This is a genomic window from Agrobacterium sp. GW821-FHT14E08, from assembly GCF_058803865.1.
In genome coordinates this window covers 124,182-150,164 of the sequence record NZ_JBXAPJ010000007.1, presented here as the reverse complement: position 1 = coordinate 150,164, position 25,983 = coordinate 124,182, and the positions used below count along the sequence as shown (strand labels likewise).

23 protein-coding genes are annotated in these 25,983 nt (G+C 59.8%); 17 read left to right on the top strand and 6 right to left on the bottom strand.

The annotated features are described in order from the left end of the window. Positions 1-54 precede the first annotated feature (54 nt). Together AC1ROR_RS21910 and AC1ROR_RS21905 are read right to left on the bottom strand one after the other, a co-directional pair. On the bottom strand, positions 55-1,023 hold the full coding sequence (locus AC1ROR_RS21910; RefSeq protein ID WP_498590734.1) for a polysaccharide pyruvyl transferase family protein: 969 nt from the start codon (positions 1,021-1,023) through the stop codon (positions 55-57). Between the two features lie 52 nt (positions 1,024-1,075). Next, positions 1,076-2,041 carry a glycosyltransferase family 2 protein gene (locus tag AC1ROR_RS21905; RefSeq protein WP_142173409.1) on the bottom strand — a complete coding sequence of 322 codons (966 nt, stop codon included), beginning with the start codon at positions 2,039-2,041 and terminating at the stop codon, positions 1,076-1,078. A gap of 118 nt (positions 2,042-2,159) precedes the next feature. On the opposite strand from AC1ROR_RS21905, the gene AC1ROR_RS21900 reads away from it, so the two are divergent. From AC1ROR_RS21900 to AC1ROR_RS21855, 10 genes are all read left to right on the top strand, one after another. Then, entirely contained in the window at positions 2,160-3,638 is a 1,479-nt protein-coding gene (locus tag AC1ROR_RS21900; RefSeq protein ID WP_498590733.1) for a lipopolysaccharide biosynthesis protein, read from the top strand. Between the two features lie 361 nt (positions 3,639-3,999). Beyond that, complete coding sequence (locus AC1ROR_RS21895) at positions 4,000-5,148, top strand: acyltransferase family protein (protein WP_142173406.1); 1,149 nt, start codon at positions 4,000-4,002, stop codon at positions 5,146-5,148. Positions 5,149-5,152: 4 nt separating this feature from the next. Then, positions 5,153-5,944: an endo-1,3-1,4-beta-glycanase ExoK gene (gene exoK / locus AC1ROR_RS21890; protein WP_498590732.1), complete on the top strand. Its 792-nt coding sequence runs from the start codon at positions 5,153-5,155 to the stop codon at positions 5,942-5,944. 61 nt (positions 5,945-6,005) lie between these two features. Next, positions 6,006-7,187 carry a glycosyltransferase family protein gene (locus tag AC1ROR_RS21885; protein WP_498590731.1) on the top strand — a complete coding sequence of 394 codons (1,182 nt, stop codon included), beginning with the start codon at positions 6,006-6,008 and terminating at the stop codon, positions 7,185-7,187. 17 nt (positions 7,188-7,204) lie between these two features. Continuing rightward, positions 7,205-8,203 carry a glycosyltransferase family 2 protein gene (locus AC1ROR_RS21880; protein ID WP_498590730.1) on the top strand — a complete coding sequence of 333 codons (999 nt, stop codon included), beginning with the start codon at positions 7,205-7,207 and terminating at the stop codon, positions 8,201-8,203. Further along, positions 8,200-9,144 (top strand): glycosyltransferase family 2 protein, encoded by a 945-nt coding sequence (locus AC1ROR_RS21875; protein WP_498590729.1) that lies wholly within the window; start codon positions 8,200-8,202, stop codon positions 9,142-9,144. The genes AC1ROR_RS21880 and AC1ROR_RS21875 overlap by 4 nt, the downstream gene beginning before the upstream one ends. Continuing rightward, a complete protein-coding gene (locus AC1ROR_RS21870; RefSeq protein ID WP_498590728.1) occupies positions 9,144-10,139 on the top strand; it encodes a glycosyltransferase family 2 protein in 996 nt (331 codons plus the stop codon). Before AC1ROR_RS21875 ends, AC1ROR_RS21870 begins: the two co-directional genes overlap by 1 nt. A gap of 67 nt (positions 10,140-10,206) precedes the next feature. Then, positions 10,207-11,112, top strand: coding sequence for a UTP--glucose-1-phosphate uridylyltransferase (locus AC1ROR_RS21865; RefSeq protein WP_003522128.1), 906 nt, complete (start codon positions 10,207-10,209; stop codon positions 11,110-11,112). A gap of 108 nt (positions 11,113-11,220) precedes the next feature. Continuing rightward, positions 11,221-13,569 carry a polysaccharide biosynthesis tyrosine autokinase gene (locus tag AC1ROR_RS21860; RefSeq protein WP_035223755.1) on the top strand — a complete coding sequence of 783 codons (2,349 nt, stop codon included), beginning with the start codon at positions 11,221-11,223 and terminating at the stop codon, positions 13,567-13,569. Between the two features lie 129 nt (positions 13,570-13,698). Further along, positions 13,699-14,643 (top strand): 2-hydroxyacid dehydrogenase, encoded by a 945-nt coding sequence (locus AC1ROR_RS21855; protein WP_498590727.1) that lies wholly within the window; start codon positions 13,699-13,701, stop codon positions 14,641-14,643. Between the two features lie 18 nt (positions 14,644-14,661). Here AC1ROR_RS21855 and AC1ROR_RS21850 read toward each other — a convergent pair whose 3' ends face one another. Together AC1ROR_RS21850 and AC1ROR_RS21845 are read right to left on the bottom strand one after the other, a co-directional pair. Continuing rightward, positions 14,662-17,634 (bottom strand): PAS domain-containing protein, encoded by a 2,973-nt coding sequence (locus AC1ROR_RS21850; RefSeq protein WP_498590726.1) that lies wholly within the window; start codon positions 17,632-17,634, stop codon positions 14,662-14,664. 98 nt (positions 17,635-17,732) lie between these two features. Continuing rightward, positions 17,733-18,020 (bottom strand): hypothetical protein, encoded by a 288-nt coding sequence (locus AC1ROR_RS21845; protein ID WP_498590725.1) that lies wholly within the window; start codon positions 18,018-18,020, stop codon positions 17,733-17,735. Here AC1ROR_RS21845 and AC1ROR_RS21840 point away from each other — a divergent pair. The 3 genes from AC1ROR_RS21840 (at position 17,998) to AC1ROR_RS21830 (ending at position 21,148) form a co-directional block, all read left to right on the top strand. After that, the gene (locus AC1ROR_RS21840; RefSeq protein WP_498590724.1) at positions 17,998-18,996 is read left to right on the top strand and encodes an ABC transporter substrate-binding protein; all 999 of its coding nucleotides are present in this window, start codon (positions 17,998-18,000) and stop codon (positions 18,994-18,996) included. The two genes, AC1ROR_RS21845 and AC1ROR_RS21840, sit on opposite strands and share 23 nt — an antisense overlap. Positions 18,997-19,206: 210 nt before the next feature. Next, on the top strand, positions 19,207-20,094 hold the full coding sequence (locus AC1ROR_RS21835; protein ID WP_035223765.1) for an ABC transporter permease: 888 nt from the start codon (positions 19,207-19,209) through the stop codon (positions 20,092-20,094). Further along, positions 20,087-21,148, top strand: a complete 1,062-nt coding sequence (locus tag AC1ROR_RS21830) for a quaternary amine ABC transporter ATP-binding protein (protein WP_080838936.1) — start codon at positions 20,087-20,089, stop codon at positions 21,146-21,148. The genes AC1ROR_RS21835 and AC1ROR_RS21830 overlap by 8 nt, the downstream gene beginning before the upstream one ends. Here the strand turns inward: AC1ROR_RS21830 and AC1ROR_RS21825 are convergent. Further along, complete coding sequence (locus AC1ROR_RS21825) at positions 21,140-22,384, bottom strand: TIGR03862 family flavoprotein (RefSeq protein WP_498590723.1); 1,245 nt, start codon at positions 22,382-22,384, stop codon at positions 21,140-21,142. The genes AC1ROR_RS21830 and AC1ROR_RS21825 overlap by 9 nt on opposite strands. Before the next feature lie 52 nt (positions 22,385-22,436). On the opposite strand from AC1ROR_RS21825, the gene AC1ROR_RS21820 reads away from it, so the two are divergent. From AC1ROR_RS21820 to AC1ROR_RS21810, 3 genes are read left to right on the top strand one after another with little or no spacing between them, the layout of a single operon-like run. Continuing rightward, positions 22,437-23,024: an IMPACT family protein gene (locus AC1ROR_RS21820; protein WP_498590722.1), complete on the top strand. Its 588-nt coding sequence runs from the start codon at positions 22,437-22,439 to the stop codon at positions 23,022-23,024. A 40-nt stretch (positions 23,025-23,064) separates the two neighbouring features. Next, positions 23,065-23,733, top strand: a complete 669-nt coding sequence (locus AC1ROR_RS21815) for a pseudouridine synthase (RefSeq protein WP_498590721.1) — start codon at positions 23,065-23,067, stop codon at positions 23,731-23,733. A gap of 8 nt (positions 23,734-23,741) precedes the next feature. Beyond that, complete coding sequence (locus AC1ROR_RS21810) at positions 23,742-24,368, top strand: class I SAM-dependent methyltransferase (RefSeq protein ID WP_498590720.1); 627 nt, start codon at positions 23,742-23,744, stop codon at positions 24,366-24,368. Here the strand turns inward: AC1ROR_RS21810 and AC1ROR_RS21805 are convergent, their stop codons facing one another. Then, a complete protein-coding gene (locus tag AC1ROR_RS21805) occupies positions 24,369-24,554 on the bottom strand; it encodes a hypothetical protein (protein WP_080838926.1) in 186 nt (61 codons plus the stop codon). Positions 24,555-24,738: 184 nt separating this feature from the next. Between AC1ROR_RS21805 and AC1ROR_RS21800 the strand changes: the two genes are divergently transcribed. Next, a complete protein-coding gene (locus AC1ROR_RS21800; protein WP_498590719.1) occupies positions 24,739-25,968 on the top strand; it encodes a PQQ-dependent sugar dehydrogenase in 1,230 nt (409 codons plus the stop codon). The last annotated feature ends 15 nt before the right edge of the window (positions 25,969-25,983 follow it).

The window sequence follows — 25,983 nt, the reverse complement described above, 5'->3', positions numbered from 1 at the left end:
TATCCTTAAGTGGGGGCGGCAGAAAATTCTCCGCCGCACCCGGTGCTTCCACCTTCAAAGATAATCGCGCTTGATCGTTTCCAGCACGGCGGAAAAACGCTCCTTGCGCTCTTCCAGTCTGCCATCCGGGCTGAGACGCGGCTCGGCACGGCTTGCCTGCCACAGTGCAAGCGTGGAAGGGGCGGCCAGAACCTGCTTGGCCAGTTTGCGCAACGACCGGGATTGGGTTTCCTGCGACCGCACCAGCACATCACCTTCATGCACCGGGCCTTCATGCGCCGGAACAGAACCGGTTTCAGCGATAACAGGAGCCGGCGGCGGCGGAAAACTCATGCCCCAGAAACGCGAGCCCTTTTTCGCCGCTTCGGCGCGGGTGGAAACGGGCACGTAACGTGGATTATATTCCACACCCACGCTGCCGGCCCAATCGCTCCATTTGAAACTGTTGATCGAGGGGGATGTGGTGACCGCCACCCATGGCACGCGGAAAGCGTCGGCGAGAATTGCGCCATGCATGGATTCGGCCACGATGAATTCCGACTGGGCGATGGCCCGGATGACGGCTTTTGCCTCGCCGCGCGGGTCGAGATAGGTCAGTCCGGCCGGCTCGCAGACCGTTTCCCACATGCCGAATTCCGCCGATTCCCAATGCGGAACGAAGGTCTTCTTGTAGAGCTTCGGCAGGCCTTTGAAATCAGGCATCTCGGTGACCATGACAGCCGGGTCGACAATGCCCTTCTCAGGCGCGAGCCCCAGCTTGGCGGCGGTTTTTTCGCCGCGCACGCAGCGAATATCCCAGAACTCGGTGCTGGTATCCGGCACCGCGCCATAACCATAACCGCTGCCGATCACCAGCTTGCGCTGCTTTGCGGGCAAAAGAACATCATTCAGCACGGTGCCGACGCCGACGAGCATGACATCGTCATGCACATCGCGCAGGCCCGGAAGCAGAAAATCCCACAGCCACAGGTTGAGATCGTCACCGAAATTTCCGTGATGAGATTCCCAGTGGTAAGGTTTCATGAGGTCACTCCTGGGTGAAAAAACATATAAATTCTTGCGGGCGAGAATTCGCTCATCTGGAGCGGACTATTTTTCCAGCACCTAGCTCGAAAGCGGCGCGCAGAAGTGCCGGATCGCGCATCGCCCACTTCAGGAGCAGCCCGAATTCGGGCGCCTTGCGCCGTTTCAGATTGCCCGCCTGGCTCCACAGCGCCTGTTTTCGCGCCGTGTTTTTATAAGAAGCAATGGAGGCGACATCGGCTGGCCGCCGCGAAAAACGGCCCTCCAGCGTATCGAGCGCCACCCAGGTATTGAACTGCTGGCGCAGGAATTCCGGCGAGGTATTGTCGATGCTGTGGAAGATATTGACCCCCATGCCGCGCATCGCGCCGGCATCGTCACACAGAAGCGTTCGCTTCGATGCAAGGATACAATCACAGAAAAACAGGACGTCTTCAGCCGCCAGACGCAGTGCCGGGTCGAAGCGAATCTTTTCAAAAAGAGGACGGCCGATCACCATGCAGGAGAGATGCAGGAAGCTCCAGTTGCGCAGCATCACGCTTGCCAGATCCGGTAGCTCAATCAGCAGAGGCCGCTCTGAAAGCCTTGCCGCGCCTTCATTCTTCTCCAGCTCGGAAATGGCGAAATGATAATAAAATTCGTCACTTGCCTGCATGGATGCCCAGTAGCACTCACCACCGAATGTCGTGAGAGCGGAGGCGGCGTTCTGAAGATGATCCGGCGTCCAGATGTCGTCCGAATCAAGAAATGCCACGTAGTCGCTGCCGTCAGGAACATGGTCGAGACCGGTATTGCGCGCACCGCCCGGACCGCCATTGGCCTGTTTGATGACAATAATTCGGTCTTTCTGTTCTTGCGAAAGTTCCGCAAGTTCCCTGTCTATCGGGTAGGGCGATTCGTCATCGACGATGACAAGATCGAACTCCTGGTAAGTCTGCGCAAAAACCGATGCGAGTGCACGTCCCAGAATCCCGTGCTGCTTTTGGTAATAGGGAATGACGACAGTAAATCTTGCCATTGTTTCGCCCCTTGCGTTGATCAAGAAGTGTCGGGCCCGATCCTAAAAACGGCCCCGATGGTATCGGCAACTCCCAACCGGCAATCCTCCCGCCGGCCTCCAGAAACAGGATGCTTGTATGCCCCCAGCTCCAAATGTAAAGACCATCACCACGAATGTCGGTTGGAGCGTCCTGTCTAAAACAGGCACATTCGGGCTTAAATTTGTCACCGTCCCGATTCTCGCTCGACTGCTTTCCCCGGAGGAATTCGGGGTGGTCGCGGTAGGACTAACGGTTGTACAGTTTCTGACCATGATCGCCGGCGCGGGGCTGACCTCTGCCCTGATCGTCGAAAAGGAAGAGGATATGGATACGATCCATACCGTCTTCTGGGCCAATCTGGCCATCTCCTGCACCATGGCCGCCGTTCTCTACATCTGGGCGGAATTTTTCGGCGGGCTGCTGGGTGCGGTGGAGAGTGCCTATCTGCTGCGCATCATGGCCTTCCTCATTCCGCTGCAGCTCGCAGGCGATGTCGCTTATTCGCTGCTCGCCCGGCGCATGAACTTCAGCCAGGACGCGGTGTGGAGCATGGCGTCGGAAAGCATCGCGGCGGTCGTCGCCGTCGCTCTCGCCCTTCTCGGCTTCGGCGTCTGGGCGCTCATCATCCAGCTTTTCGCCGCAGCCCTCATCCGCCTTGTCGGGCTTTATGCCGTTTCCCGTTATTGCCCGCGTTTCGTCATGAAACCGCGCCGGCTGGTGCCGCTTCTCGGTTTCAGTTCGGGGCTGATGGGCTCGGAAATCGCTAATTTCGTTACCTTCCAGTCACCGATGGTGGTCATTGCCCGACACCTGGGTCTGGCCGATGCCGGCGCCTATTCCGCCTCCAACCGCTTTGCCAGCATTCCCAATCAGGTGGTTCTGTCGGCCGTTATGGGTGTCCTGTTTCCCGCCTTCAGCCGCATGATGGACGACCCGCAACGCCGGCGCGATGCGCTGATGTTCAGCACGCAGGTGCTCACCGTGCTGCTTGCGCCGATGATGTTTGGCCTCTGGGCCGTGGCCGAGCCGGCCATGCTTGTCATCTTCGGGCAGAACTGGGCCTATGCCTGGCCGGTTCTCGGACTTCTCGCCCTGTCAAAGGCCATTCTGACACCATGCAGCACCTTCATCCCCTATCTGAAGGGTGCGGGTTACGGGCGCGTGCTGTTCTGGTCGGCCACGATCCGCGCCATTGTCACCACGGTCGCGGTCTGGGCTGCCGCTGTTTACGGCACCCTGATCGATGCGATGATATGGCTTTGCATCGTCAATGCGGTCACTCTCGTGGCCTATTCCTGGGCCGTGTTCAAGGCAAGCGACACGCCCTTTTTCAGCGGTCTCTACATCAGCAGCAGGCCAATGATTGCAGCACTGGTGATGGCCGTTTCCGTGCGTTACCTGCTTCACGTCCTTGCAGACCGCATTCCCAACGCGACACTTCAGGTCCTCATCGGGGCAGCCGTCGGCGGCATCATCTATGCGGGGCTCATCCTGCTCACCGAACGCGCATTGCTGAAAAAAATCCTCGGAATGGTCAAATCGCGGCGAACACGCGAAAACGCAACCCAAGGTTAGAATAACTGCGCCTCATTTCGGCCGTGAACCAACCCGTTCCCCCGTGGGTTCACGCGCCGACACGGGGCGTCAGGGTCTGATTTTTGCGATGCAGCATCACGACAAATGACAATTTCACACAGTTCAGCTATTTTTAATCATCGCCAATCCTGAATAAAATTGAATAATTTCAATTATTTAATTTTCCATCCCAGCAGCATATGGCGAAACGCCAGACAATTACCCGCAATATCTAAGCTTGCGTTTTTCCCGCGTCGCCACATTTTACCCTTAAGTCGAAACCAGACTTACGAGTGCGGGCTTAAGTTCGCTCTGGTTGCAACGCGGCGTGGGTGGACGCCGCCCAATAGGGGTGACTGATGTGACTGTCGATCAGAACCTATCCTCCCGTATCAATTTGATGCGCATATTGCTGATATCAGGAATCGTGTTCGTCCATGTGCCGCACGATGCCGAAACCAGCCCTTTTCTCGGCCTTTACGGTTTCTTCGACTGGCTGCGGGTTTTTCTGGGCGATGCGCTGTTTCGCATCGGCGTGCCCTGTCTCAGCGCCATTTCCGGCTATCTGCTGTTTCGCCGCGGCATGAGCGGTTTCGATTATCCGGCGACGATCCGTTCCAAGTCGAAAACCGTGCTGCTGCCCTTCCTTCTCTGGAATGGCGCACTGTTTGCCGCCGTGTTGCTGATCCAGCTCTTCGATGTCGGTGTGGGCTATTTCCCCGATCTGTGGAACGCCAGCCCGCGTGAAATCATCAGCCATGGGACTGCGCTTGAAGAGCTGCCGGTGAACGTTCCGCTTTATTTCCTGCGCGACCTCTTCGTCTGCATCCTGCTGTCGCCGGTGCTCGCCTTTCTGATGCGCCGTTTCGCCCTGCCGACGCTCGCCATCCTGCTCTTCATCACAGCCATGCCCGACCTGACGATCTTCATCGTCCAGAAGAAATCCATCCTTTTCAGCTTCTCGCTCGGCATTGCGCTTGCGCTCCACCGCGTCGACGTCAAGGCGCTGGATCCTTACGCCCTGCCGATCATGGCGCTGACCTTTGCCGCCTCGGCCATGCTGGCGACAGGCCTCTATTTCACCGGGCCGGAATTCACCTTCTGGCTCAACATGTCGCGCAATCTGCTCGCTGTCTTCGGTGCGCTCGGTTTCTGGGCATCGTCCGCGCTTTTGATCCGCAGCAGGCTTGGCAGGCGGCTTGCCGAAACCGGCAGCCTGAGCTTCTGGATTTTCTGCGCCCATTATCCGCTCCTCGTCATCATGTGGATGGTGTGGAACAAGGGCGGGCCGGATTTCTACCCCGCCTTCTATATCAGCGCGACGCTTTCCGCCTTCGTCATTCTGGTGGTCAGCAATGCCCAGACCCGCAAATACCTGCCGGCCGTCTATGCCGTGCTGACCGGAAGCCGAAACGGCAAAGGCAAGACGAAGGCCGATTTTGCGACCAAACGGGCCTCCATGATCGGTCCGCCCACATCCGAAACACTTTATTCGCAACGACAGAGGTGAACCAATGACAACATTTGTCACCCGCGTTCAGACACGCATTCTTCTCGCCACGGCCCTTCTGGCCACGCCCTTTGCAACGCCCGGCCAGGCGCAGGAAGGCAATGGCGCATCCTTCATCGAGAACTTCGATTCCATGGACAGAAGCTTCTGGTACGTTTCCGACGGCTGGAACAATGGCGCGCATCAGAACTGCACCTGGTCGAAGAAACTGGCAACGGTGGAAAACGGCCAGCTGACGCTCGGTTTTGAAGACGCCAAGGCCGGCGACCGCAAATTCTCCTGCGGCGAAATCCAGACCAAGGGGCGTTATCGTTACGGCACCTATGAAGCGCGGATGAAGGCAGCCACCGGCTCCGGCCTGAACTCCGCATTCTTCACCTATATCGGCCCAACCGACAAGAAACCGCATGACGAAATCGACTTCGAGGTTCTGGGCAGGAATACGGGCCAGGTGCAGCTCAACCAGTATATTTCCGCCAAGGGCGGCAATGAGAAGCTGGTGCCGGTGGAAGGCGGCGCCGATGCCGGCTTCAACGATTACGCCTTCGTCTGGGAACCACAGCGCCTGCGTTATTACGTCAACGGCAAGCTCGTCCATGAAGTGACGGACGAGACGAAAATTCCCCAGAATGCCCAGAAGATCTTCTTCAGCCTGTGGGGCACCGACACCCTGAAGGACTGGATGGGCCGGTTTTCTTATGCAGGACCATCGCAAATGATCGTTGACCGGTTTGCCTTCACGGCGCTCGGCGACAAATGCCAGTTCCCGGAATCCATCGCCTGCGCCCTCAACTGATTTTTTTGAACCAAACCGTCATCCGCGGCGTCTCTGACGCATGAACCAACCGGACCCTTGCATGACCCATGTTCTATATCTCGCGCATGATCTGTCGGACCCCGCCATTCGTCGGCGGGTGCTGACCCTGCTTGCGGGCGGGGCGCGGGTGACGCTGGCGGGTTTCCGGCGCGGACAGAACCGACTGGCGGAGATCGAAGACGTCGTGCCCGTCGTGCTCGGGGAAACCTCCGACGGACAGTTTCTGCAGCGCATGGCGGCGGTGGCGAAAGCCAGCCTCTCGCTCGGCAAGATATTGAGCGGCATCCCCGCCCCCGATGTCATTCTTGCCAGAAACCTGGAAATGCTGGCTCTGGCAAAGCGGGCCATGTCGATCTATGCCGGGCAGCCGGCGCTGGTTTATGAATGTCTCGACATTCACCGCCTGCTTCTCAACTCGGGCAAGCCCGGACAGCTGCTGAATGCCGCGCAGCGTTATTTCGCCCACGACGCCAAGCTGCTGATCACCAGCTCTCTGGCCTTTGTGGAGCACTACTTCAAGCCCGTGTCGGGCCTCGACCTTCCCGTCCTGCTACAGGAAAACAAGGTTCTGGCGCTCGATGCGGCCGTTGCCGCCACACCGCAGCCACGCGCCCCCGCCCCCGGCGAGCCTTGGAAAATCGGCTGGTTCGGTGCGCTTCGCTGCCGCAAATCGCTGGAAATCCTCGCCGAATTTGCCCGTCAAATGGAGGGCAAGGTCGAAATCATCCTGCGCGGCCGGCCGGCCTATTCGGAATTTGCCGATTTCGACGGCTTCGTGGCCGCTGCCCCGCATGTGCATTTCCATGGGCCTTACAAGAACCCCGAAGACCTTGCCGCCATCTATAACGAGGTGCAGTTCACCTGGGCGATAGACTTTTTCGAGGAAGGCCAGAATTCCAGCTGGCTGCTGCCCAACCGGCTTTACGAGGGCTGCCTTTATGGCACCCTGCCGATTGCGCTGGCCGGCACGGAAACCGCCCGCTTCATCGAAAAGCGCGATATCGGCTTCGTGCTGCACAATGCCGGCGCTGACGATCTCGCCGCGCTCTTTAATCGGATGAACCCGCAAACCTATGCGGATGCCTTCAGCACCATCTCAACACTCGACAGGAAACAATGGCTGACCGACCGCGACGATTGCCGTCAGCTGGTCCAGCAATTGTCCTCTCTCGCCAAATCCGCTTCCGGCCATGCCCGTGAAGCGCAGTTTTCACCCGTGTAGTGCGTAGGGGGCAAATCATGGAAGGTCTTGGTCATTCCGGCATCAGAACGCTGATCGTCATTCCCTGCCTCAATGAGGCGAAGACGATCGAGGGGCTGCTTGTCAAATTCACCGGTGCGATGCAGGGGCGTCTTTTCCGCATCGTGGTTGCCGATGGCGGCAGCACGGATGGAACCCGCGATATCGTTTCCGCCTTTGCGACGGCGGATGACCGCGTGACGCTTCTCGCCAATCCGAAGCGCATCCAGAGCGCCGGCATCAACCTTGCCGTCGCCACCTTCGGCGAGGATTTCGATTACCTCATCCGCATCGACGCCCATGGCGATTACCCGGATGATTATTGCCAGCGGCTGATCGAGGATGCGGAGCGCACCGGCGCGGATTCCGTCGTCGTCGCCATGGATACGGTCGGCCACGGCCTGTTTCAGAAGGCGACGGCCATCGCCCAGAATTCCAAGCTCGGCAATGGCGGCTCCAAGCACCGCGAAGGCGCGAAAGGCCACTGGATAGACCATGGCCACCACGCGCTGATGAGGATCGCCGCTTTCGATGCGGTCGGCGGTTATGACGAGAGCTTCAGCCATAATGAGGATGCCGAACTGGATTTCCGGCTGCGCAAATCCGGGTTCCGCATCTGGATGACCGACAAGACCCGCATGACCTATTATCCGCGCGCGAGCGTCATGCCGTTGTTCAGGCAATATCTCGCCTATGGCCGCGGCCGGGCAAAGAACCTCCTGAAACATCGCTCGATCCCGAAAATCCGCCAGATGATTCCGCTCGCCGTGCTGCCGGTCTTCATCTTTGCCTTGCTGTCACTTGTGCATTGGGCGGCACTTATTCCGCTCGGCCTCTGGATCGCCGCATGTGTGGGGTATGGCTTGTGGATGGCAATAGGTCAGAAAAACCCATACGGCCCGCTCGCCGCCTTTTCGGCAATGGTGATGCATCTGGCCTGGTCCACCGGCTTCTGGCTGGAACTCCTGAAATTCCGGGGAAGAAAGGCTGTCTCATGACCGACAACACCGTCACCCGCCCAGATGATTCGAAAACCGTCGATATCGGCATCTGCACCTACAGACGCCCGGCACTCGTCGCCACACTTCTGTCACTCTTCGAGCTCGACGTGCCGGAAGGCGTGAAAGTTCGGCTGATTGTTGCGGATAATGACGAGGAGCCAAGCGCCAAAGCGAGCGTCGATCGCCTGCGCGAAACCGCCCCCTTCGAGATTACCTATGTGCATTGCCCGAAATCGAATATTTCGATTGCCCGCAATGCCTGCCTGTCAGAATGCAAGGCGGATTATCTGGCCTTCATCGATGATGACGAGACCACCCCGCCGCATTGGCTCTCCGCCCTTCTGGAAAAGGCCGACGAGACCGGTGCGGAAACCGTTCTCGGCCCGGTGACGGCCGTCTACCGCGAAAACGCGCCGGGCTGGATGAAACGCGGCGATTTCCACTCGACCGTTCCGGTCTGGGTCAATGGTGAAATCATCACCGGTTATACCTGCAACACATTGCTCAAGATGGATGCCCCCTCGGTGAAGGGCCGGCGCTTCGCGCTGGCGCTCGGCCAGAGCGGCGGTGAGGATACCCATTTCTTCTCGCATCTTCACGCCGCCGGCGGCCGCATCGTCTTTGCGGAAGATGCCATGCTGTCCGAACCGGTGCCGGAAAATCGCGCAAGCTTCATGTGGCTTGCCAGACGCCGCTTCCGCTCCGGCCAGACCCATGGCCGCGTGCTGGCGGACAGGAAACCCGGTATACGCCGCGTGGTGCAGGTGCTGAAGGCGGGATCGAAAGTGCTGTATTGCGCCGTCTTCGCCGCCTTGAACGGTTTCAACGCCGTTCGCCGCAACCGTTATGCGCTGCGCGGCGCGCTGCATATGGGCTCGATGAGCGGCGCTTTCGGCGTGCGTGAAATCCGCCAGTATGGCGCGGTGGAGGCGACCTGATGGAAAACCTTGCCTTGCCGCCCGATATCAGCTTCGTTATCGCCGCCTATAATGCCGCCGATACGATTGAAGCCGCCATTCAAAGCGCACTCGACCAGCAGGGTGTGACGCTGGAGGTTATCGTCGTCGACGACCGTTCCGCCGATGACACCATTGCGCTGGTGGAAGGTATCGCCATCATCGATCCGCGCGTCCGCCTGCTTGCTCTTGCCGAAAACCTCGGTCCGGGCGGGGCACGCAATGCCGGCATCGAAGCCGCGACGGGACGCTGGATCGCCGTGCTCGATTCCGACGATGTCATCCGCCCGGAGCGTTCCGCCTGCATGATGTGCCGGGCGGAAGCCGCAGGTGCGGCAATTGCGGTCGATAATCTCGATGTCGTCTATACCGACGGCAGGCCCATGGAGACGATGTTTCCGGAAGAATTTCTGGAGGAACGGCCGGTTCTCACGCTTGAGGACTTCATTTCCTCCAACATTCTTTTCCGCGCCACCTTCAATTTCGGCTACATGAAACCGATGTTCAGGCGCGATTTCCTCAATGCCGAGGGACTGCGTTTCCGCGAGGATATCCGCATCGGCGAGGATTATATCCTGCTCGCCTCGGCGCTCGCCGCCGGCGGTCTCTGCGTCATCGAACCGAAGCCGGGTTATGTCTACAATATCCGCGAAGGCTCGATTTCGCGCGTGCTCGAACTTCATCACGTCGAAGCGATGATGCGGGCGGATCAGGAATTCCTGAGCCATTACACTTTGCTGCCCGCCGCCATGGATGCGCAGCAGGCGAGAGCCCGCAGCCTGCGGCTGGCGCATAATTTTTTGACATTGGTGGAAAACATCAAGAGCCGCTCGGTACTGGGCGCCTTGAAGACCACGATAAGGGATCCTGCCGTGCTGGGGCACTTAAGAATGCCGATAGCGGTGCGGCTGAGGAGGCTGCGGGACGCCATGTTTGCGCCCGCGGCGAATACAGGGGTGAAAAGACAGATTTCGTGAAATTGACGCGTGGACGAAATCTGCGCGGGGACTGGGGACAGATCAAACCTTGATGAAGGAGAACGCGATGGACCTGAACAAAACTGTCAGAAAAGCCGTCATTCCCGTAGCTGGCAACGGCACACGGTTTTTGCCCGCCACCAAGGCGATGCCGAAAGAAATGCTGACGATCGTGGATCGTCCGGTCGTGCAATATGCCGTTGACGAGGCCATGCAGGCCGGCATCGAGCACATTATTTTCGTGACGAGCCGCAACAAGACCGCCATCGAAGACTATTTCGACAGCGCGCCGGAACTCATCAACACGCTCACCCGCTCCGGCAAGACCGTGCAGGTGCTGCAGCTTGAAAAGATGCTGCCGGTTGCCGGCACGGTGAGCTATACGCGCCAGCAGGTGCCGCTCGGTCTCGGCCACGCCGTCTGGTGTGCGCGCGAACTGGTGGGCAAGGAGCCTTTCGCCCTGTTGCTGCCTGATATGGTTTCCTATGGCGCACGCGGCTGCATTGCCGGGCTGATGGAGCTTTACGATGAAGTCGGCGGCAATATTCTCGGCGTCGAGGAATGCCTGCCGGAAGAAGTGTCATCCTATGGCGTCGTCGGCGTCGGCCAGAAGGTCAATCATGGCTTCGCCGTCACTGAAATGGTCGAAAAGCCGGAACCATCCAAGGCGCCTTCGAATTATTACCTGAATGGCCGTTACATCCTGCAGCCGGAAATCTTCGATATTCTCGCCAAGCAGGAGCGCGGCGCGGGCAATGAAATCCAGCTGACCGACGGCATGAAGCGGCTTGCCGAAAAGCAGTCCTTCCATGCGCAGAAATATAGCGGTCGCACTTTCGACTGCGGCAGCAAGCAGGGCTTCATCGCCGCCAACGTCGCCTTCTCGCTGATGCGCGCCGACATGGAAGCTCAGGTTCTCGCTTCCGTGAAGGAACTGGTGGCAAACCACGAAAGCCGCGTCCAGGCGGCCTGACTTTAATCGCGCCGCCGGGGAGGCGGTCGGCGCACCAATAACGGGGGGCGGGAAGGCGAGCCAAGGCTCGGCTTCCCGCGTACCATTTTTAATTCACAAGGTAGGTCCATGCACCACAAGACCTTTAAATCCAATATCGGTTTTCCGGAGTCCGGCAAGGATTCCGACACGTTCATCGACCTCGACCGCCTGTGGGCCGCCGTGGTGCGTCGTGCCAATGTCATTGCCGCCTCCGTCATTGCCGCCGTGGTTCTGGCCGGCCTTTATCTGGTGCTTGCGACCCCCGTTTACACCGCGATGACGCAGGTGCTCCTGGATGAAAGCCTTTCCCGTTATGCGGAAGAGGAATCGCCGGTTCCCGCCGCGCAGATCGTCGACAACCGCATCGCCAGCGCCGTGGAAATTTTAAAATCCAAGGAAATGGCCCTGACCGTGGTCGACAAGGCAAGGCTTTACGAGAACGACACCATCGTCAATCCGCCGATGTCGCCGGTGGAGCTCGTCAAATCCTCCGTGCGCGGCATTCTCGATCTCGTCCTGCCGGGCGATCCGCCGGTCTCCGAAGCTGCAATCCGCGCCGGACGCCGCGAAAAGGCCGCCGCCGTGCTGCAGCAGTCGCTGACGGTGGAACGTGTCGGCCGCAGCTCGGTCATCGCCATCTCGACCCGCTCGACCGACCGCCAGCTTGCCGCGCAGATTGCCAAGACCTATGCGCAGGCCTACCTCACCGAACAGCTGAATGCCAATTTCGACGCCAGCGAGCGCGCTTCGGTATGGTTGCAGGAACGCATGACGGACCTGAACCAGCGCGCTCAGGCAGCGGAACTTGCGGTCCAGAAATTCCGGTCCGACAACAATATCGTATCCTCACGCGGCGAACTGATGTCGGAAAGCCAGCTTGCCGATCTCAATGGCCAGCTGATCGCCGCGCAGGCGGATGCCGCCACGGCATCTGCCCGTTACAACCAGTATAAATCGATCATCGACCGTGGACCGGAAACGGCTGTCGATAACGCCGTTGTCTCGGCCCGCGATACCGATAATTCGGTCATTCAGGACCTGCGAAAGCGCTACATCACCATCTCCGACCGGCAGCGCGGCATCGTCCAGCAATTCGGCGCCGACCATCCGCAGGCAGCCGCGCTCGATGCCGAGAAGAAGGAAGTATCACAGCAGATCTTCCAGGAATTGCAGCAGCTGACCGGCAGCTTCAAGAACGAATATGACGTCGCCAATTCCCGCGTACAGTCGCTGCGCGACAATATCGACAAGGTGGCTGGCCGCAATTCCGAAGCCAACATCACCATGGTGAAGCTGCGTGAGCTCGAGCAGCGGGCAACGGCGCTACGCACCCTCTACCAGTCCTATCTCGGCCGCTTTGAGGAAGCCTCGCAGAAACAGTCATTGCCGATCGCCAAGGCCCGCATCATTTCCGAAGCCGGCCTGCCGACCTCGCCTTCCAGCCCGAAAAAGACCATGACCATGGCACTTTCGGTCATTCTCGGCCTGATGCTGGGTGGCGGTATCGCCGCACTTCTGGAATTCCGGGATCGTTTCTTCCACACCGGCAACGACGTGCGTGACAATCTGCGCATGCGTTTTCTGGGCTATCTGCCCTTCATCGGTGAAAGGGGCGTGGAAAACGCCAAGACGGGCAACAGCGCCGCCACCCCGGGCGGCGAGAACGCGACGCTTGATGAAAGCGGTCAGGTCTCGTTCCAGAAAATGCTGCGCCTGGCCGTGGACAGCCCGCGCTCGAGCTTTGCGGAAACGCTCCGCAACGTGAAGCTGACGGCAGATGTCGTCATTCAGGAACGCCAGTGCCGGGTCATCGGTGTGATTTCCTGCCTGCCAAACGAAGGCAAGTCGGTCGTGGCGCTCAATCTCGCCGGGCTGATCGCCTCCACCGGCAAGCGCACGCTGGTCGTGGATGCCGATATCCGCAATCCCGGCCTCAGCCGTATGCTGACGACACGGCAATCCGCCGGCCTGGTGGAGGTCGTGCTCGATGAAGTTCCGTGGACGCAGGCTGTGAAGGTAGATACACGCACGAAGATGGGCATCCTGCCAGTTTCCACCAGCAACCAGTTCGCCCATTCCAGCGAATTGCTGTCTTCCTCCGGCATGCGCAAATTCATCGACTCAGCCCGCGAGGCCTGCGACTACATCATCGTCGACCTTGCACCCGTGGTTCCCGTCATCGACGCCAAGGCCTTTGCACCGCAGGTGGACGGTTTCGTCTTCGTCACCGAATGGGGCAAGACGCCGATCCAGATGGTGCAGAACCTGATGGCCAACGAACCGCAGATCGCCAACAAGACGCTCGGCATCGTGCTGAACAAGACCGACATGACGGAATTGCAGCGTTATGCCGGCCCCGGCGGTTCGGAACATTATCACGAGAAATTCTCGGCCTATTACGGCGATGCGAAGCCGCCGGTGAAGGAAGATGCGTGATCATGAAACGGCCCGGTGAAAACCGGGCCGTTTTATTCTGCCGAAGATTAAAACGACAGGCCTCTGGCATTGCCCCCTGAAATTGCGCATTGATGGCGTGACGCTAAAATCGCAAGCAGGATCAGTCCCATGCCATCACCCATCGCCTTTGTTTCACGGATGAATGCGGAAACGGAAGCCGTCTGGAAACAGGCGCTGCGCGCCGCCATGCCGCAGGAGGAAATCCTTTCCTTCTCCGAATTGACGGACGAGCAGCGACGGGCAGTGGATTTCGCCATCGTCGCCAATCCAGATCCGGCCGATATCGCCGGGCTTCCGGGTCTCAAATGGATCCACAGCCTGTGGGCGGGTGTCGAGCGGCTGGTGCTGGAACTGGGCGACAAGGCTCCCCCAATCGTCAGACTGAAGGACCCCGAGCTTTCCCGCGTCATGGCCGAAGCCGTGCTGGCATGGGCCTATTATCTGCAGCGCGACATGCCCGCCTATCGCGAAAACCAGCAAAAGGCGCTCTGGCAGGAGCTGGACTACCGCCACCCGGGCGAGATGACCGTCGGTCTCCTCGGCCTCGGAGCCCTCGGCACGGCTGCGGCGGAGCGCCTTATCCATGCCGGGTTCAACGTTGCCGGCTGGAGCCGTTCGGCCAAGGCGATCGAAGGCGTGGAAACGCTGACCGGCGATGACGGGCTGCAGGCATTGCTGGAAAAGAGCGACATTCTCGTCTGCCTCGTACCCCTTACCGATGCCACGCGCGGTCTTCTTGATGCGGGCCGTCTCGCCGCAATGAAACAGGGCGCGGCACTCATCAATTTCGCCCGCGGCGCCGTCATCGTTGCCGACGACCTGATTGCGGCGCTTGATTCCGGCTGGCTTTCGCACGCCGTTCTCGATGTCTTCGAGCAGGAGCCCTTGCCCACCGCTTCCGCCTTCTGGCAGCATCCCAAAGTTACCGTCCTGCCGCATATTTCCGCGCCGACAAGCCGCGAGAGCTCGGCCAGGATCGTCGCCGGCAATGTCCGCACATGGCGGGAAACCGGCGCTCTGCCCGAGACTGTCGATATGGTGCGTGGTTATTAAAACGGGATGGCGGGCGACCTATTCTCCCGCCGCCGTCTTTGCCGTGTGGGCCATTTCAACGGCCGAGATGATCTGCTGTTCGTCATAGGGTTTGGTCAGGAGAACCGCGCTTTCCGGTGCTCCCTCCGGCAGATGGCTGTCACCCGTCGCAAAAACGACGGCAAGCCCCGGCTTGCGGCGCAGAGCCTCCACCGCCAGTTCCCCGCCCCGCATGTCCGGCAGGCCGATATCGGTGACGAGAACATCGATATGGTCCGCCTCGATCGCCTTCAGCGCCTGAGCTGCATTGCCGGCCTCGACTACGGTGTAGCCGCTATCCGAAAGCATCTCCGTCGAACTCATCCGGATGAGCGCATCATCCTCGACCAGAAGCACGCGAACGGGTCTGTTTTCATGTCCTGCCTTGGCGGTTTCGGTGATTTTTGACGTATTCGATGCCGATGCCGGCCTCGTCTTGGCCAGAGAAACCTGCTTGCGATTGGCGATGACGTGGCGGATGCGCCGCGCCAGCGCTTCACGCGTATAGGGCTTGGAGAGAAGCTCGACCCCGGCATCCAGTTTGCCGCCATGCACGATGGAGTTTTCCGTGTAACCCGATGTGAAGAGCACGGCGAGGCCGGGCAGCCGTTCCTGCGCGCGACGTGCCATTTCCCGGCTTTTCAAAGGTCCCGGCATCACCACATCGGTGAAGATGACATCGATCGGTATGCCGCTTTCGACCACGGTCAAACCGGCCTGCGCATCGCGGGCGGTCAGCACCCGGTAACCGAGATCACCAAGCGTCTCGACGACAGTGCCGCGCACCTCCTCGTCATCCTCCACCACCAGGATCGTCTCGGTTCCACCCTCGATGGGACCGGTCGGCATCACCACTTCCCTGTCCTCGTCGGCGGCGGAGCGCGGCAAATACATCTTCACCGTCGTGCCCTGCCCGAGCTCACTATAGATGTTGACGTGGCCGCTCGACTGTTTTGCGAAACCATAGACCATCGAAAGACCCAGGCCTGTGCCCTTGCCCTCCGGCTTGGTCGAAAAGAACGGCTCGAAAACCTTCTCCAGAATCTCCGGCGACATGCCCGATCCGGTATCTGTAACGGCGAGCATGACATATTGCCCCGCTGAAACCTCCGAATGTTTGCGGGCATAATCGCGATCCAGAACCACATTACCGACCTCGATCGTCAGCTTGCCCTGCCCCTCCATGGCGTCTCGCGCATTGATCGCGAGATTGAGGAGAGCATTCTCCACCTGGTTGGGGTCGGCATAGGTGTTCCACAGGCCGCCGGAGGTGATGACCTCCACCTCGATCGCCTCGCCGAGCGAGCGTCGCAACAGATCGTCCATGCCCGTCACAAAACGGGCAATGTTGATGACACGCGGTTCCAGCGCCTGACGCCGGCCGAAAGCCAGAAGCTGGCTTGCAAGCTTTGCACCGCGATGGACGCCGGCAAGTGCATTTTCCAGCCGCCGTTCGGCGCGCTCATTGCCAGTCACGTCCTTTGACAGCAATTGCAGATTGCCCGCGATCACCTGAAGCAGATTGTTGAAATCATGCGCCACGCCGCCGGTCAGCTGGCCGATGGATTCCATTTTCTGCGCCTGCTGCAACGCCCTTTCGGTCTGGCGACGCTCGGCCATTTCCGTCTCGACACGCGCTTCCAGCCCTTCGTTAAGCTGGCGAAGCTGCTCTTCCGCCCTGATCCGGTGGCGAATTTCGCGTTCCAGATTGCTGGCATGCTCCTTCAGCGTATTTTCGGCCTGCCGCTGTTCGGTGACATCCGTGTGGACGCCGACCCATTCGGCAATGGTGCCGGTCGTGTCGAAAATCGGAACGCCACGGATCGCAAATGTGCGGTAGATGCCGTCATGGCGGCGCACACGATGTTCCCAGATATAGGTCGATTTTTCCGCAACCGCTTTGTTCCAGCTGTCGACAGACCCCTGCCTGTCCTCAGGATGGACGGCATCCGCCCAGCCAAAACCCTGATATTCTTCTGGTGTCTGGCCCGTTAACGCCGCCCATGCAGGCTGCTCGCCGAGCATCCTGCCCTCGGCGCTGTTGGTCCACAACACGCCGTGGACGGCTTCCACCGCGGCGCGGAAGCGACTGTTGCTGAGCAGGATTTCCCGCTCCGAACGCTTCCGTTCCTCGATATCGATGATCAGCACATAGATGCCATCGATGGAGCCATCGGCGATATAACGCGGAACATAGCGGATTTCGGCCGCACGCGTGGTGCCGTCCGGCCTGTTGATCACAGTATCCGAAACGATCTTCTCGCCGCTGAGGGCACGATCGAGATAGGCCCTGCGAGCCTCGAAAAAAGCCTCACCGACGATTTCGGGAGCGCTGCGGCCGATCACTTCCTCGGCGCGGCGGCCGAACCATTCCAGATAACCGTCATTGGCGAACTTATAGACATAGTCACGATCGACATATCCGACCAAAATAGGCAGGGCGTTGGTAAGCCGGCTTAGTTCCTCGCGGCTCTGCTCCAGCGCCTCGAGCGCCTTCACCTTGTCGGTATTTTCGAGCACGGTGCATAAAACACCGTCCACCGTGCCGCCTTCGTTATAGATCGGCGTGTAGAACAGGTCGAAGATCACCTCTTCCGGCTGGCCGTGCCGCATCAGCGTCATCGGCTGGTCACGATAGGACATGACCTCGCCGCGAAAGCCGGCTTCCAGAATGCGGCTGTTCCAGTCCCATATTTCCGGCCAGATACCCGGCACCGTTCCACCAAGCGCCCGCGGGTGGTAATTGCCGGCGATCTCCGCATAGCCGTCATTATAGATCATCACATGATCACCACCCCACATCAGCACCTGCGGAATGGGGGAATTGACGACGGAATTGGCCTTCTGCCTCAGATTTTGCGGCCAGCCGCCAATCGGACCGAGCGATGTCTTCGACCAGTCGAAACCACGCACAAGCTCACCCGTTTCACCACCACCGATTGGCCATATCGGGGCAGCACGAAGATTGGTCATTCAATATCACCACAAAAACAGAGACGAAATTTCCCGTAATACAGAACGGAATAAATGTCCAAGAAAACAAAAACTTCCGTTTATTGTTCCAGGCTTTTTCAGATTTCGGAAAAGTTCCAGTGGCGTGAAATATTTGCTTGGACGCGCAGCAGCGTCACGCGAAAACGACATCCGCAAGCGGCATTTTTCACCGATGTCTCCGCCAGACGTGAAGATTGATTGACGATTGCCATCCTCAATACGCCAGAAATTGCCGCAAACGGAACGACAACAAAGGAATTATTAAGCCTCAATACGAACGCTGACGGTCGCGGTGCCGTCCGCGCCCGGGTCTCCGCCACACCGCGACCAGAGGGAACAAAAATGAAAATACTTTTGGGTGCCACTATTCTTTCCGCCGGCTTCGCCTTTTCAGGCGGTGCCGCCTTTGCCGCCGACTGTGGAAACGTCACCATCGCCAGCATGAACTGGCAATCCGCCGAAGTCGCCGCCAATCTCGACAAGCTCATTCTTGAAAAAGGCTATGGCTGCTCCGCCGAAATCGTCACCGGCGATACCGTACCGACATTGACGTCCATGGCCGAAAAAGGCCAGCCGGACATCGCACCCGAAGCCTGGGTCAGCCTGCAGCCGGAAATCGTCAAGCAGGGGCTGGAAGGCGGCAAGGTCGTCGCCGCCGCCAAGATCCTCTCGGACGGCGCCGTCCAGGGCTGGTGGATTCCGAAATATGTCGCCGACGCCAATCCCGATCTCAAGACCATTCCGGACCTCTTCAAACATCCCGAACTTTTCCCCTCACCCGAAGACAAGGCGAAGGGCGCCGTCTTCAACGGTCCGCAGGGCTGGGGCGGCACCGTCGTCACCGCCCAGCTCTTCAAGGCTTTCGATGGTGAAAAGGCAGGCTTCACGCTTGTCGACACCGGCTCCGCCGCAGGTCTCGACGGTTCGATCGCCAAGGCTTACGAGGCCAAGCAGCCATGGGTCGGTTATTATTGGGCACCCACCTCGCTGCTCGGCAAATATGAGATGGTGAAGCTCGGCTTCGGCGCGGAATACGATGCGGCCGAATGGAAGCGCTGCACTTCTGTCGCTGACTGCGCCGATCCGAAGCCGAACGCATGGCAGGTGGACGATGTGCAGACGCTGGTCAGCAAGACCTTTGCCGACCGCGCCGGTCCGGCCATGGATTATCTGAACAAGCGCGCCTGGACCAACGACACCGTCAACAAGCTGATTGCCTGGATGACCGATAACCAGGCGACAGGCGAAGACGGCGCCAAGCATTTCCTGAAAGAAAACGAGGCGCTGTGGACCGGTTGGGTGTCCTCTGACGTCGCGGAGAAGGTCAAGGCCGCCCTTTAAAGGCCGCCTCGACATATCTGCCCGGCAACCGGCGTCCGTCAAAGACGACGCCGAGCTGCATCGCGTATTTTGCGAGGCAGGCTGCGTCGGCTCAACAGGATAGAGCGTCCCGCCCGGCATGCCTGAAGGCCGCGCGGCGCTCTGACGATCTTACTCCCGGAGCGCGGAGGATTTGGGTCCCCGCCTCCGCTTCGTCATGGAGAACAGGATATGGAATGGCTTTTCAAATTTCCGACCATGAATGACGATGCTCTGCGCGCGCTGAAAAAAGTCATCGACGAGGGATTTCGGGCATTCACCCGAACCTATGGCAGCGCGATAGAGGGGCTGTTCACCCCCCTACAAAGCTTCCTCATCTGGGCGGAAAGGCTTTTGATCGGCGCCCCCTGGCCGGTCGTTATTCTTATTGTCGGCGCTCTCGCCTGGTTTGCCAGCCGCAGCGCCACCATTGTTGCCCTGTGTTGCGGCATCCTGTTTGCCATCGGCTGGTTCGGCATGTGGGAAGACACGATGAAGACGATTTCGATGATCTTCGTCTGCGCCGTGCTGTCCATCGTCATCGGCCTGCCGATCGGCATCGCCATGGCCCGCTCCAACCGTCTGCAGAATGTCGTCAATCCCATTCTTGACGTGATGCAGACGATGCCGAGTTTCGTCTATCTCATTCCCGTCGTCATGCTGCTCGGCATCGGCCGCGTGCCCGGCGTCATCGCTGTTGTCATCTACGCCATCCCGCCGATGATCCGGCTTACCAATCTCGGTATCCGCATGGTCGACCGCGACGTGCTGGAGGCGGCCGACGCCTTCGGATCCTCGAAGCGCCAGAAGCTTTTCAAGGTGCAGCTGCCGCTTGCCCTTCCCACCATCATGGCAGGCATCAACCAGACCATCATGATGGCACTTGCCATGGTCGTCATAGCCTCCATGATCGGCGTGCAGGGTCTCGGTCAGCCGGTGCTGAAGGCCATCGCCAACCAGTATTTCACGCTTGGCGTGTTCAACGGGCTTGCCATCGTCGGCATCGCCATCATCTTCGACCGCATCAGCCAGGCCTATGGCCTTCGCCTGCAAAAACACCGGGAAGTGGCGCATGGCTAGTCAATCGATCGAAATTCGCAGTCTCTACAAGATTTTCGGCTCCAAGGCGGCGGACTATGTCGAGCCCGTCAAAGCCGGCATGTCCAAGGCGGAACTCAACGCCAAACACGGCCATGTGCTCGGCCTGCGCGATATCAACATCACCATGCCGGGCGGGCAGATCACCGTCATCATGGGCCTTTCCGGCTCAGGCAAATCGACACTGATCCGCCACGTCAACCGGCTGATCGACCCGACCGCCGGTGAAATCCTCTATGGCGGCGCCGATGTCTGTCGCCTGAACGAAGCCGAGCTTCTGGAATTCCGCCGCCACAAGACGGCGATGGTGTTCCAGAAATTCGGCCTCTTGCCACATCGCAACGTGCTGCAGAATGTCGTCTACGGGCTCGAGGTGCAGGGCGTCGACAAGCGCGAGCGGGAGGAAAGGGCCGAAGTCTGGATCCGGCGCGTGGGGCTCGAGGGCTTCTCCAGCCACTATCCGAACCAGCTTTCGGGCGGCATGCAGCAGCGTGTGGGTCTTGCCCGGGCGCTCACCAACAATGCGGAAATCCTGCTGATGGACGAGGCCTATTCGGCGCTCGATCCGCTCATCCGCGTCGACATGCAGACGGTGCTGCTGGAACTGCAGAAGGAGTTGAAAAAGACCGTGGTCTTCATCACCCACGATCTCGACGAGGCTCTGCGGCTGGGCGACAAAATCGCGATTCTGCGCGACGGCGAAATCATCCAGCAGGGCACGGCCGCCGAAATCGTCATGTCACCGGCCGACAGCTATATCGAGGCCTTCGTGGAGGAGGTCAATCGCGGCCGTGTCATCCGCCTCGGCGCCATCGTCCAGCCGGAGTTTTCCGGCCAGTCGCGCCTTCAGCTCGCTGCGGATATGACGGTCGAAGAGGGCCTGCGCGCGCTCGTCCGGGAAAATGTCAGCAGCGCCACGGTTGTTGGAGAAAACGGCAAGTCGCTCGGCACCGTCACCACCGACGCCATCATGCGCTGTCTCGTTAGAACCGCTTCTGGCGAAGACGCAGGCATGGCGGAACGGCTGTCAGGCTGATTCTTCAAGCCACCCGGCAATGCCCTTGGCGGCGGCCTTGCCGGTGGCAAAACAGGCGGTCAGCAGATAACCGCCTGTCGGCGCTTCCCAGTCCAGCATTTCCCCGGCAGCGAATAGGCCGGGGATGCTTTTCAGCATGTAGTTCTCATCAACACCGTTCCAGGCGACACCACCCGCCGATGAAATCGCCTCGGCAATCGGCCTCGGCCGCAAAAGCGGTATCTCGGCATGTTTTATTCTCGCGGCGACGAAATCGTCTGGCATGGCCGCGATGTCGGGAAAGATTTCCCTGAGAAGGCCGACCTTGACGGCAGAGAGGCCAGCCGCCTTGCGCATGCGGTTTGCAAAACTCTCCTTGCGGCCAAGCTTTGCCAGATCGAGGCCCAGGCGTTCCACGGTTCGTCCCGGCGCCAGATCGACGACAAGCGACACTTTGCCCGCCTGTTCCAACCGGTCGCGCAGTGCGGCGGAATGGGCATAGATGACGCTGCCCTCGACGCCGTGCTGCGTCACGACGAACTCACCCTGAAACGCACCTGCGGGAGAAATGGTGATGACGGATTTCAGCGCCTCGCCTGCAAAACGCTGCCGGAACACATCACTCCAGTAGACGTCGAAACCGCAATTGGCAGGTCTGAACGGGTCAAGCGCCACACCCTTTGCCGCAAGCACTGGAACCCATGCGGCATCCGAACCCAGCCGCGGCCAGCTCGCGCCGCCGAGCGCCAGAAGAATGGCATCGGCCTTGACGGTAACGTCACCTTCCGGTGTCGCAAAAACCAGTCGATCGCCTGAAAAACCCATCCAGCGGTGCCGGGCCCTGATGGTCACACCCTGCGCTTCCAGCCGGGCGAGCAATGCCCGCAGCAGCGGCGAGGCCTTCATAGCAGTGGGAAATACACGGCCGGAAGTGCCGACGAAGGTTTCTTGCCCCAGCCCCCGCGCCCAGTCGCGCAACATATCCGGCGTGAAATCATCGAGAGCGGCGCGCAGCCTCGGTTCCGCATCGCCGAACCGGTGACGGAAGCTGTCGTATTCTTCGGCATGGGTAATGTTGAGGCCGGATTTTCCGGCCATCAGCAATTTACGCGCCACGGTCGGCATCGCCTCGAACACCGTCACGGCATGGCCTGAAGCCGAGAGCACATCGGCCGCCATCAGCCCCGCCGGTCCGCCGCCGACAATCGCGACCCGCCTCGCTTCCCTCAAAACCCGCTCCATCGCCATCTTCGCCATTGTGGCCTTATACCGATTTCCGTGAATGAATATATGCGATATTGAAACGCGCATGTTCACGCTCGACCGACCCGTCACCTTTTCGCAGGATATCAAGAAAAGCCGCTTCATCGCCTTTGCCGCACCGGTGACGGGCGAAGAGGATGCGAAAAACTTTCTTGCGGCGCATTCTGACGTCGACGCGAACCACAATTGCTGGGCCTGGCGAACGGGTCAGACCTATCGTTTCAGCGATGACGGCGAACCTTCCGGCACGGCGGGAAAACCAATCCTTCAGGCCATAGACGGCCAGGCGCTGGACAATGTCGCCGTTCTCGTCATCCGCTGGTTCGGCGGCACCCTGCTCGGCAGCGGTGGTCTCATGCGCGCCTATGGCGGCACGGCGGCTGCATGTCTCCGGCTTGGAGAAACCTCGCCGGTCATCGCCTATGTCAGCGCGACTTTGAGCTGTCCATTTTCCGATCTGGCGCTGGTGAAATCGCGCCTTTCCGCCACACAGAACCTGCGGGTGGAAAAGGAAGATTTCACCGGAACCGGCGCGGATATGCTGCTTTCGGTTCCGGCAGAGGAAGCCGAACGGCTCACCCGGCTTTTAAGCGACCTGACCAGCGGACGCGTCAATCTCCACATTCCCGACTAGCACGTCTGTCCGAATGCGCGATTTGTGCTAAGGAAGCGCCATGTCATCTGAGCTTTCCAACCCCGTCTATAATCCGCCGCTCGAACCGTGGCTGACCATCGTGCACCGTGATGACGATCTTCTGGTGCTGGATAAGCCGAGCGGGCTTCTATCCGTGCCGGGGCGCGATCCCGCGCTTTCCGACAGCCTGATGACGCGCGTGCAGAAACAGTTCCCGAAAGCGCTGATGATCAACCGGCTGGACAAGGACACATCGGGCATCGTGCTGATGTCCCTGAACCGAAAGGCGCATGCGGCGATTGCGTCGCAGTTTGAAAACCGCCAGACACGCAAATCCTATATCGCCATTGTCTGGGGAGAGGTTGCCGGAGAAGCGGGCGAAGTGGATTTGCCACTCGCCATCGATCCCGAAAACAAGCCCCGCCACCGGGTCGACCGCGAGAGCGGCAAGCCGGCACAGAGCCTTTGGCGGGTGCTGGAACGATTGCCGCTTCCGGCAACGCGGCTGGCGCTGACACCCCTTACCGGCCGTACCCACCAATTGCGGGTGCATATGAAGGCACTTGGCCACCCCATTCTCGGCGATGAATTTTATGCCGAGGGCGAAGCGCTTGCCGCCGCGCCGCGGCTGATGCTGCATGCGCAGGAGGTCGGGTTCCGCCATCCCGATGGCCGCGACGTCACCTATACCGTGCCCTGCCCCTTCTGAGGCCTGCGATGAAAGAAAAAGACGAAAGCTTCGTAGTAGATTTTGTCGGCGGTGCAGTTGGACACCGATTCCGCTCCGGCGAGGGGCGCGGACAGGCCCTGCCGAAAGCCACAGGTTTCACAAAGGGCCGCACGCCAAAGATCGTGGATGCGACCGCAGGCCTCGGGCGCGACGCCTTTCTGCTGGCCTCACTGGGAGCGGAAGTGACCCTCATCGAACGCTCGCCGGGAATGCATGCCCATCTTGCGGACGGCATTCGCCGCGCATTGCAGGCTGGCGGCGCCTATGCCGAGGCGGCAGCACGCATGACGCTGCTTCATGGAGATTCACGCCAGTTGCTGAAAGAGCTTTCGCCAGAAGTGGTGATTGTCGACCCCATGCACCCGCCGCGCCACAACACGGCGCTGGTGAAAAAGGAGATGCGGGTGCTGAGAGAACTGGTTGGCTCCGACCCGGACCAGGTGGAGCTGATGGAGGCCGCACTGGAGAATGCGACGAAACGGGTGGTTCTGAAATGGCCCCTGCGCGCCGAGCCGATGCCGGGCATTCGCAAGCCCTCGCATCAGATAATGGGCAAGAACACCCGTTATGATGTCTTCATGATCTTCGGGAAATCTCTCGACCCGGAGGAATGATCAGCGGAAATTCGGTTTGCGCTGCGCATTCATCAGAAGCTCGTGCCGCGAAGCGAACTCGCCGAACAGCTTTCTGAGCCGGGTCTCCTCGGCCTTGTCCAGCCGGTAGCGGCGACAGAATTCCGCGACATTGAGGATCGGTTTGGTTCTGTTCCCGTCTATGGTCTTGTTATCGATGATCTGCATGGCGCCCTCCGTATAACCAGAGGGAGAACGTGGGTGCATGATTGCGGTTCCCTACGAATTCGTACGGATGATAAAAGAGGGGGCCGCCTGCACACGAACTCATCAAGTTTTCTTGAAGCTATCGCAAGAAACGAAATCCTCCCCAAATGGTTTGTGCCTGACGCAAACGAAGGAAGGGAGACCCATGTTCCGCAACAACCGATTTCTGAGTTCGACGATGCTATTCGCGCTGCTTGCCGTGCCACTTGCTGGCGCGGCCCATGCACAGACCGCCCCGGCTGCCGAAACGAAACGCGCCAATGCGCCGAATCAGAAACCGGCTTTTGAGGGTCAGACCCGTGCGCCGCAGGCTGCCACCCAGCCGAATGTCGAAAAAACCGTCATTGCCGAGGGCCTGCCCCATCTCTGGTCGATGGAGTTCCTGCCCGATGGCCGCATGATCGTTGCGGCCAAGGAAGGCGCCATGCATATCGTCGCCGACGGCAAGGCCGGCCCCGCCATAGACGGCGTGCCGGAAGTGGCATCCGCCGGACAGGGCGGCCTGCTCGACATAGCGCTGGCTCCCGATTTCGAGACATCGCGCACCATCTTCTTCTCCTTCTCCGAACCGCGCGACGGCGGCAACGGCACCTCTGTTGCCTCTGCAAAACTGACTGAGGAAGGCGGCGCGGCCAAACTTGAAAATGTCGCCGTGATCTTCCGCCAGATGCCGACCTATGACGGTGACAAGCATTTCGGTTCGCGTCTGGTCTTCGGGCCGAATAACGAGCTTTATGTCACTGTCGGCGAACGCTCGGATGCGACGCCGCGCGTGCAGGCGCAGGATCTATCGAGCGGCCTCGGCAAGGTCTTCCGCATCGATACACAGGGCAAGGCCTTCGAAGGCAATCCTTTCGCCGGCCAACAGAACGCCCTGCCCGAGATATGGAGCTACGGCCACCGCAACCTGCAGGCGGCAGCGCTGGATGGTCAGGGCAGGCTCTGGACCGTGGAACACGGCCCGCGCGGCGGCGATGAGCTGAACCTGCCCAAAGCCGGTCTGAACTACGGCTGGCCGGTCATAACCTACGGCATCGAATATAGCGGCCGGTCCGTTGGTGAAGGCGCCACGGCAAAAGAAGGCATGGAGCAGCCGGTCTATTATTGGGACCCGGTCATCGGCCCCTCCGGCATGGCCTTTTATGACGGCAACCAGATTCCCGAATGGAAGGGCGCCTTCATCGTCGGCGGTCTGGTGAGCCAGGGCCTCGTCATCCTGCATCTTGATGGCGACAAGGTTGCCACCGAAAGCCGGCTGCCGCTTGAAGCACGCATCCGCGACGTGAAGGTCGGGCCGGATGGCGCGATCTATGCCGTGACAGAAGAGCGCGGTGGCGGTGAGTCCCAGATCCTGCGGATCACCAAGGCCGGCTGAGAAAACTCACGACTG

Excerpts from the sequence above, each read along its gene's own strand:
- AC1ROR_RS21910 (WP_498590734.1), bottom strand. The coding sequence starts at position 1,023 with ATGAAACCTTACCACTGGGAATCTCATCACGGAAATTTCGGTGACGAT.
- AC1ROR_RS21905 (WP_142173409.1), bottom strand. The coding sequence starts at position 2,041 with ATGGCAAGATTTACTGTCGTCATTCCCTATTACCAAAAGCAGCACGGG.
- AC1ROR_RS21900 (WP_498590733.1), top strand. The coding sequence starts at position 2,160 with ATGCCCCCAGCTCCAAATGTAAAGACCATCACCACGAATGTCGGTTGG.
- exoK (WP_498590732.1), top strand. The coding sequence starts at position 5,153 with ATGACAACATTTGTCACCCGCGTTCAGACACGCATTCTTCTCGCCACG.
- AC1ROR_RS21885 (WP_498590731.1), top strand. The coding sequence starts at position 6,006 with ATGACCCATGTTCTATATCTCGCGCATGATCTGTCGGACCCCGCCATT.
- AC1ROR_RS21880 (WP_498590730.1), top strand. The coding sequence starts at position 7,205 with ATGGAAGGTCTTGGTCATTCCGGCATCAGAACGCTGATCGTCATTCCC.
- AC1ROR_RS21875 (WP_498590729.1), top strand. The coding sequence starts at position 8,200 with ATGACCGACAACACCGTCACCCGCCCAGATGATTCGAAAACCGTCGAT.
- AC1ROR_RS21870 (WP_498590728.1), top strand. The coding sequence starts at position 9,144 with ATGGAAAACCTTGCCTTGCCGCCCGATATCAGCTTCGTTATCGCCGCC.
- AC1ROR_RS21865 (WP_003522128.1), top strand. The coding sequence starts at position 10,207 with ATGGACCTGAACAAAACTGTCAGAAAAGCCGTCATTCCCGTAGCTGGC.
- AC1ROR_RS21860 (WP_035223755.1), top strand. The coding sequence starts at position 11,221 with ATGCACCACAAGACCTTTAAATCCAATATCGGTTTTCCGGAGTCCGGC.
- AC1ROR_RS21855 (WP_498590727.1), top strand. The coding sequence starts at position 13,699 with ATGCCATCACCCATCGCCTTTGTTTCACGGATGAATGCGGAAACGGAA.
- AC1ROR_RS21850 (WP_498590726.1), bottom strand. The coding sequence starts at position 17,634 with ATGACCAATCTTCGTGCTGCCCCGATATGGCCAATCGGTGGTGGTGAA.
- AC1ROR_RS21840 (WP_498590724.1), top strand. The coding sequence starts at position 17,998 with ATGAAAATACTTTTGGGTGCCACTATTCTTTCCGCCGGCTTCGCCTTT.
- AC1ROR_RS21835 (WP_035223765.1), top strand. The coding sequence starts at position 19,207 with ATGGAATGGCTTTTCAAATTTCCGACCATGAATGACGATGCTCTGCGC.
- AC1ROR_RS21830 (WP_080838936.1), top strand. The coding sequence starts at position 20,087 with ATGGCTAGTCAATCGATCGAAATTCGCAGTCTCTACAAGATTTTCGGC.
- AC1ROR_RS21825 (WP_498590723.1), bottom strand. The coding sequence starts at position 22,384 with ATGGCGAAGATGGCGATGGAGCGGGTTTTGAGGGAAGCGAGGCGGGTC.
- AC1ROR_RS21820 (WP_498590722.1), top strand. The coding sequence starts at position 22,437 with ATGTTCACGCTCGACCGACCCGTCACCTTTTCGCAGGATATCAAGAAA.
- AC1ROR_RS21815 (WP_498590721.1), top strand. The coding sequence starts at position 23,065 with ATGTCATCTGAGCTTTCCAACCCCGTCTATAATCCGCCGCTCGAACCG.
- AC1ROR_RS21810 (WP_498590720.1), top strand. The coding sequence starts at position 23,742 with ATGAAAGAAAAAGACGAAAGCTTCGTAGTAGATTTTGTCGGCGGTGCA.
- AC1ROR_RS21805 (WP_080838926.1), bottom strand. The coding sequence starts at position 24,554 with ATGCAGATCATCGATAACAAGACCATAGACGGGAACAGAACCAAACCG.
- AC1ROR_RS21800 (WP_498590719.1), top strand. The coding sequence starts at position 24,739 with ATGTTCCGCAACAACCGATTTCTGAGTTCGACGATGCTATTCGCGCTG.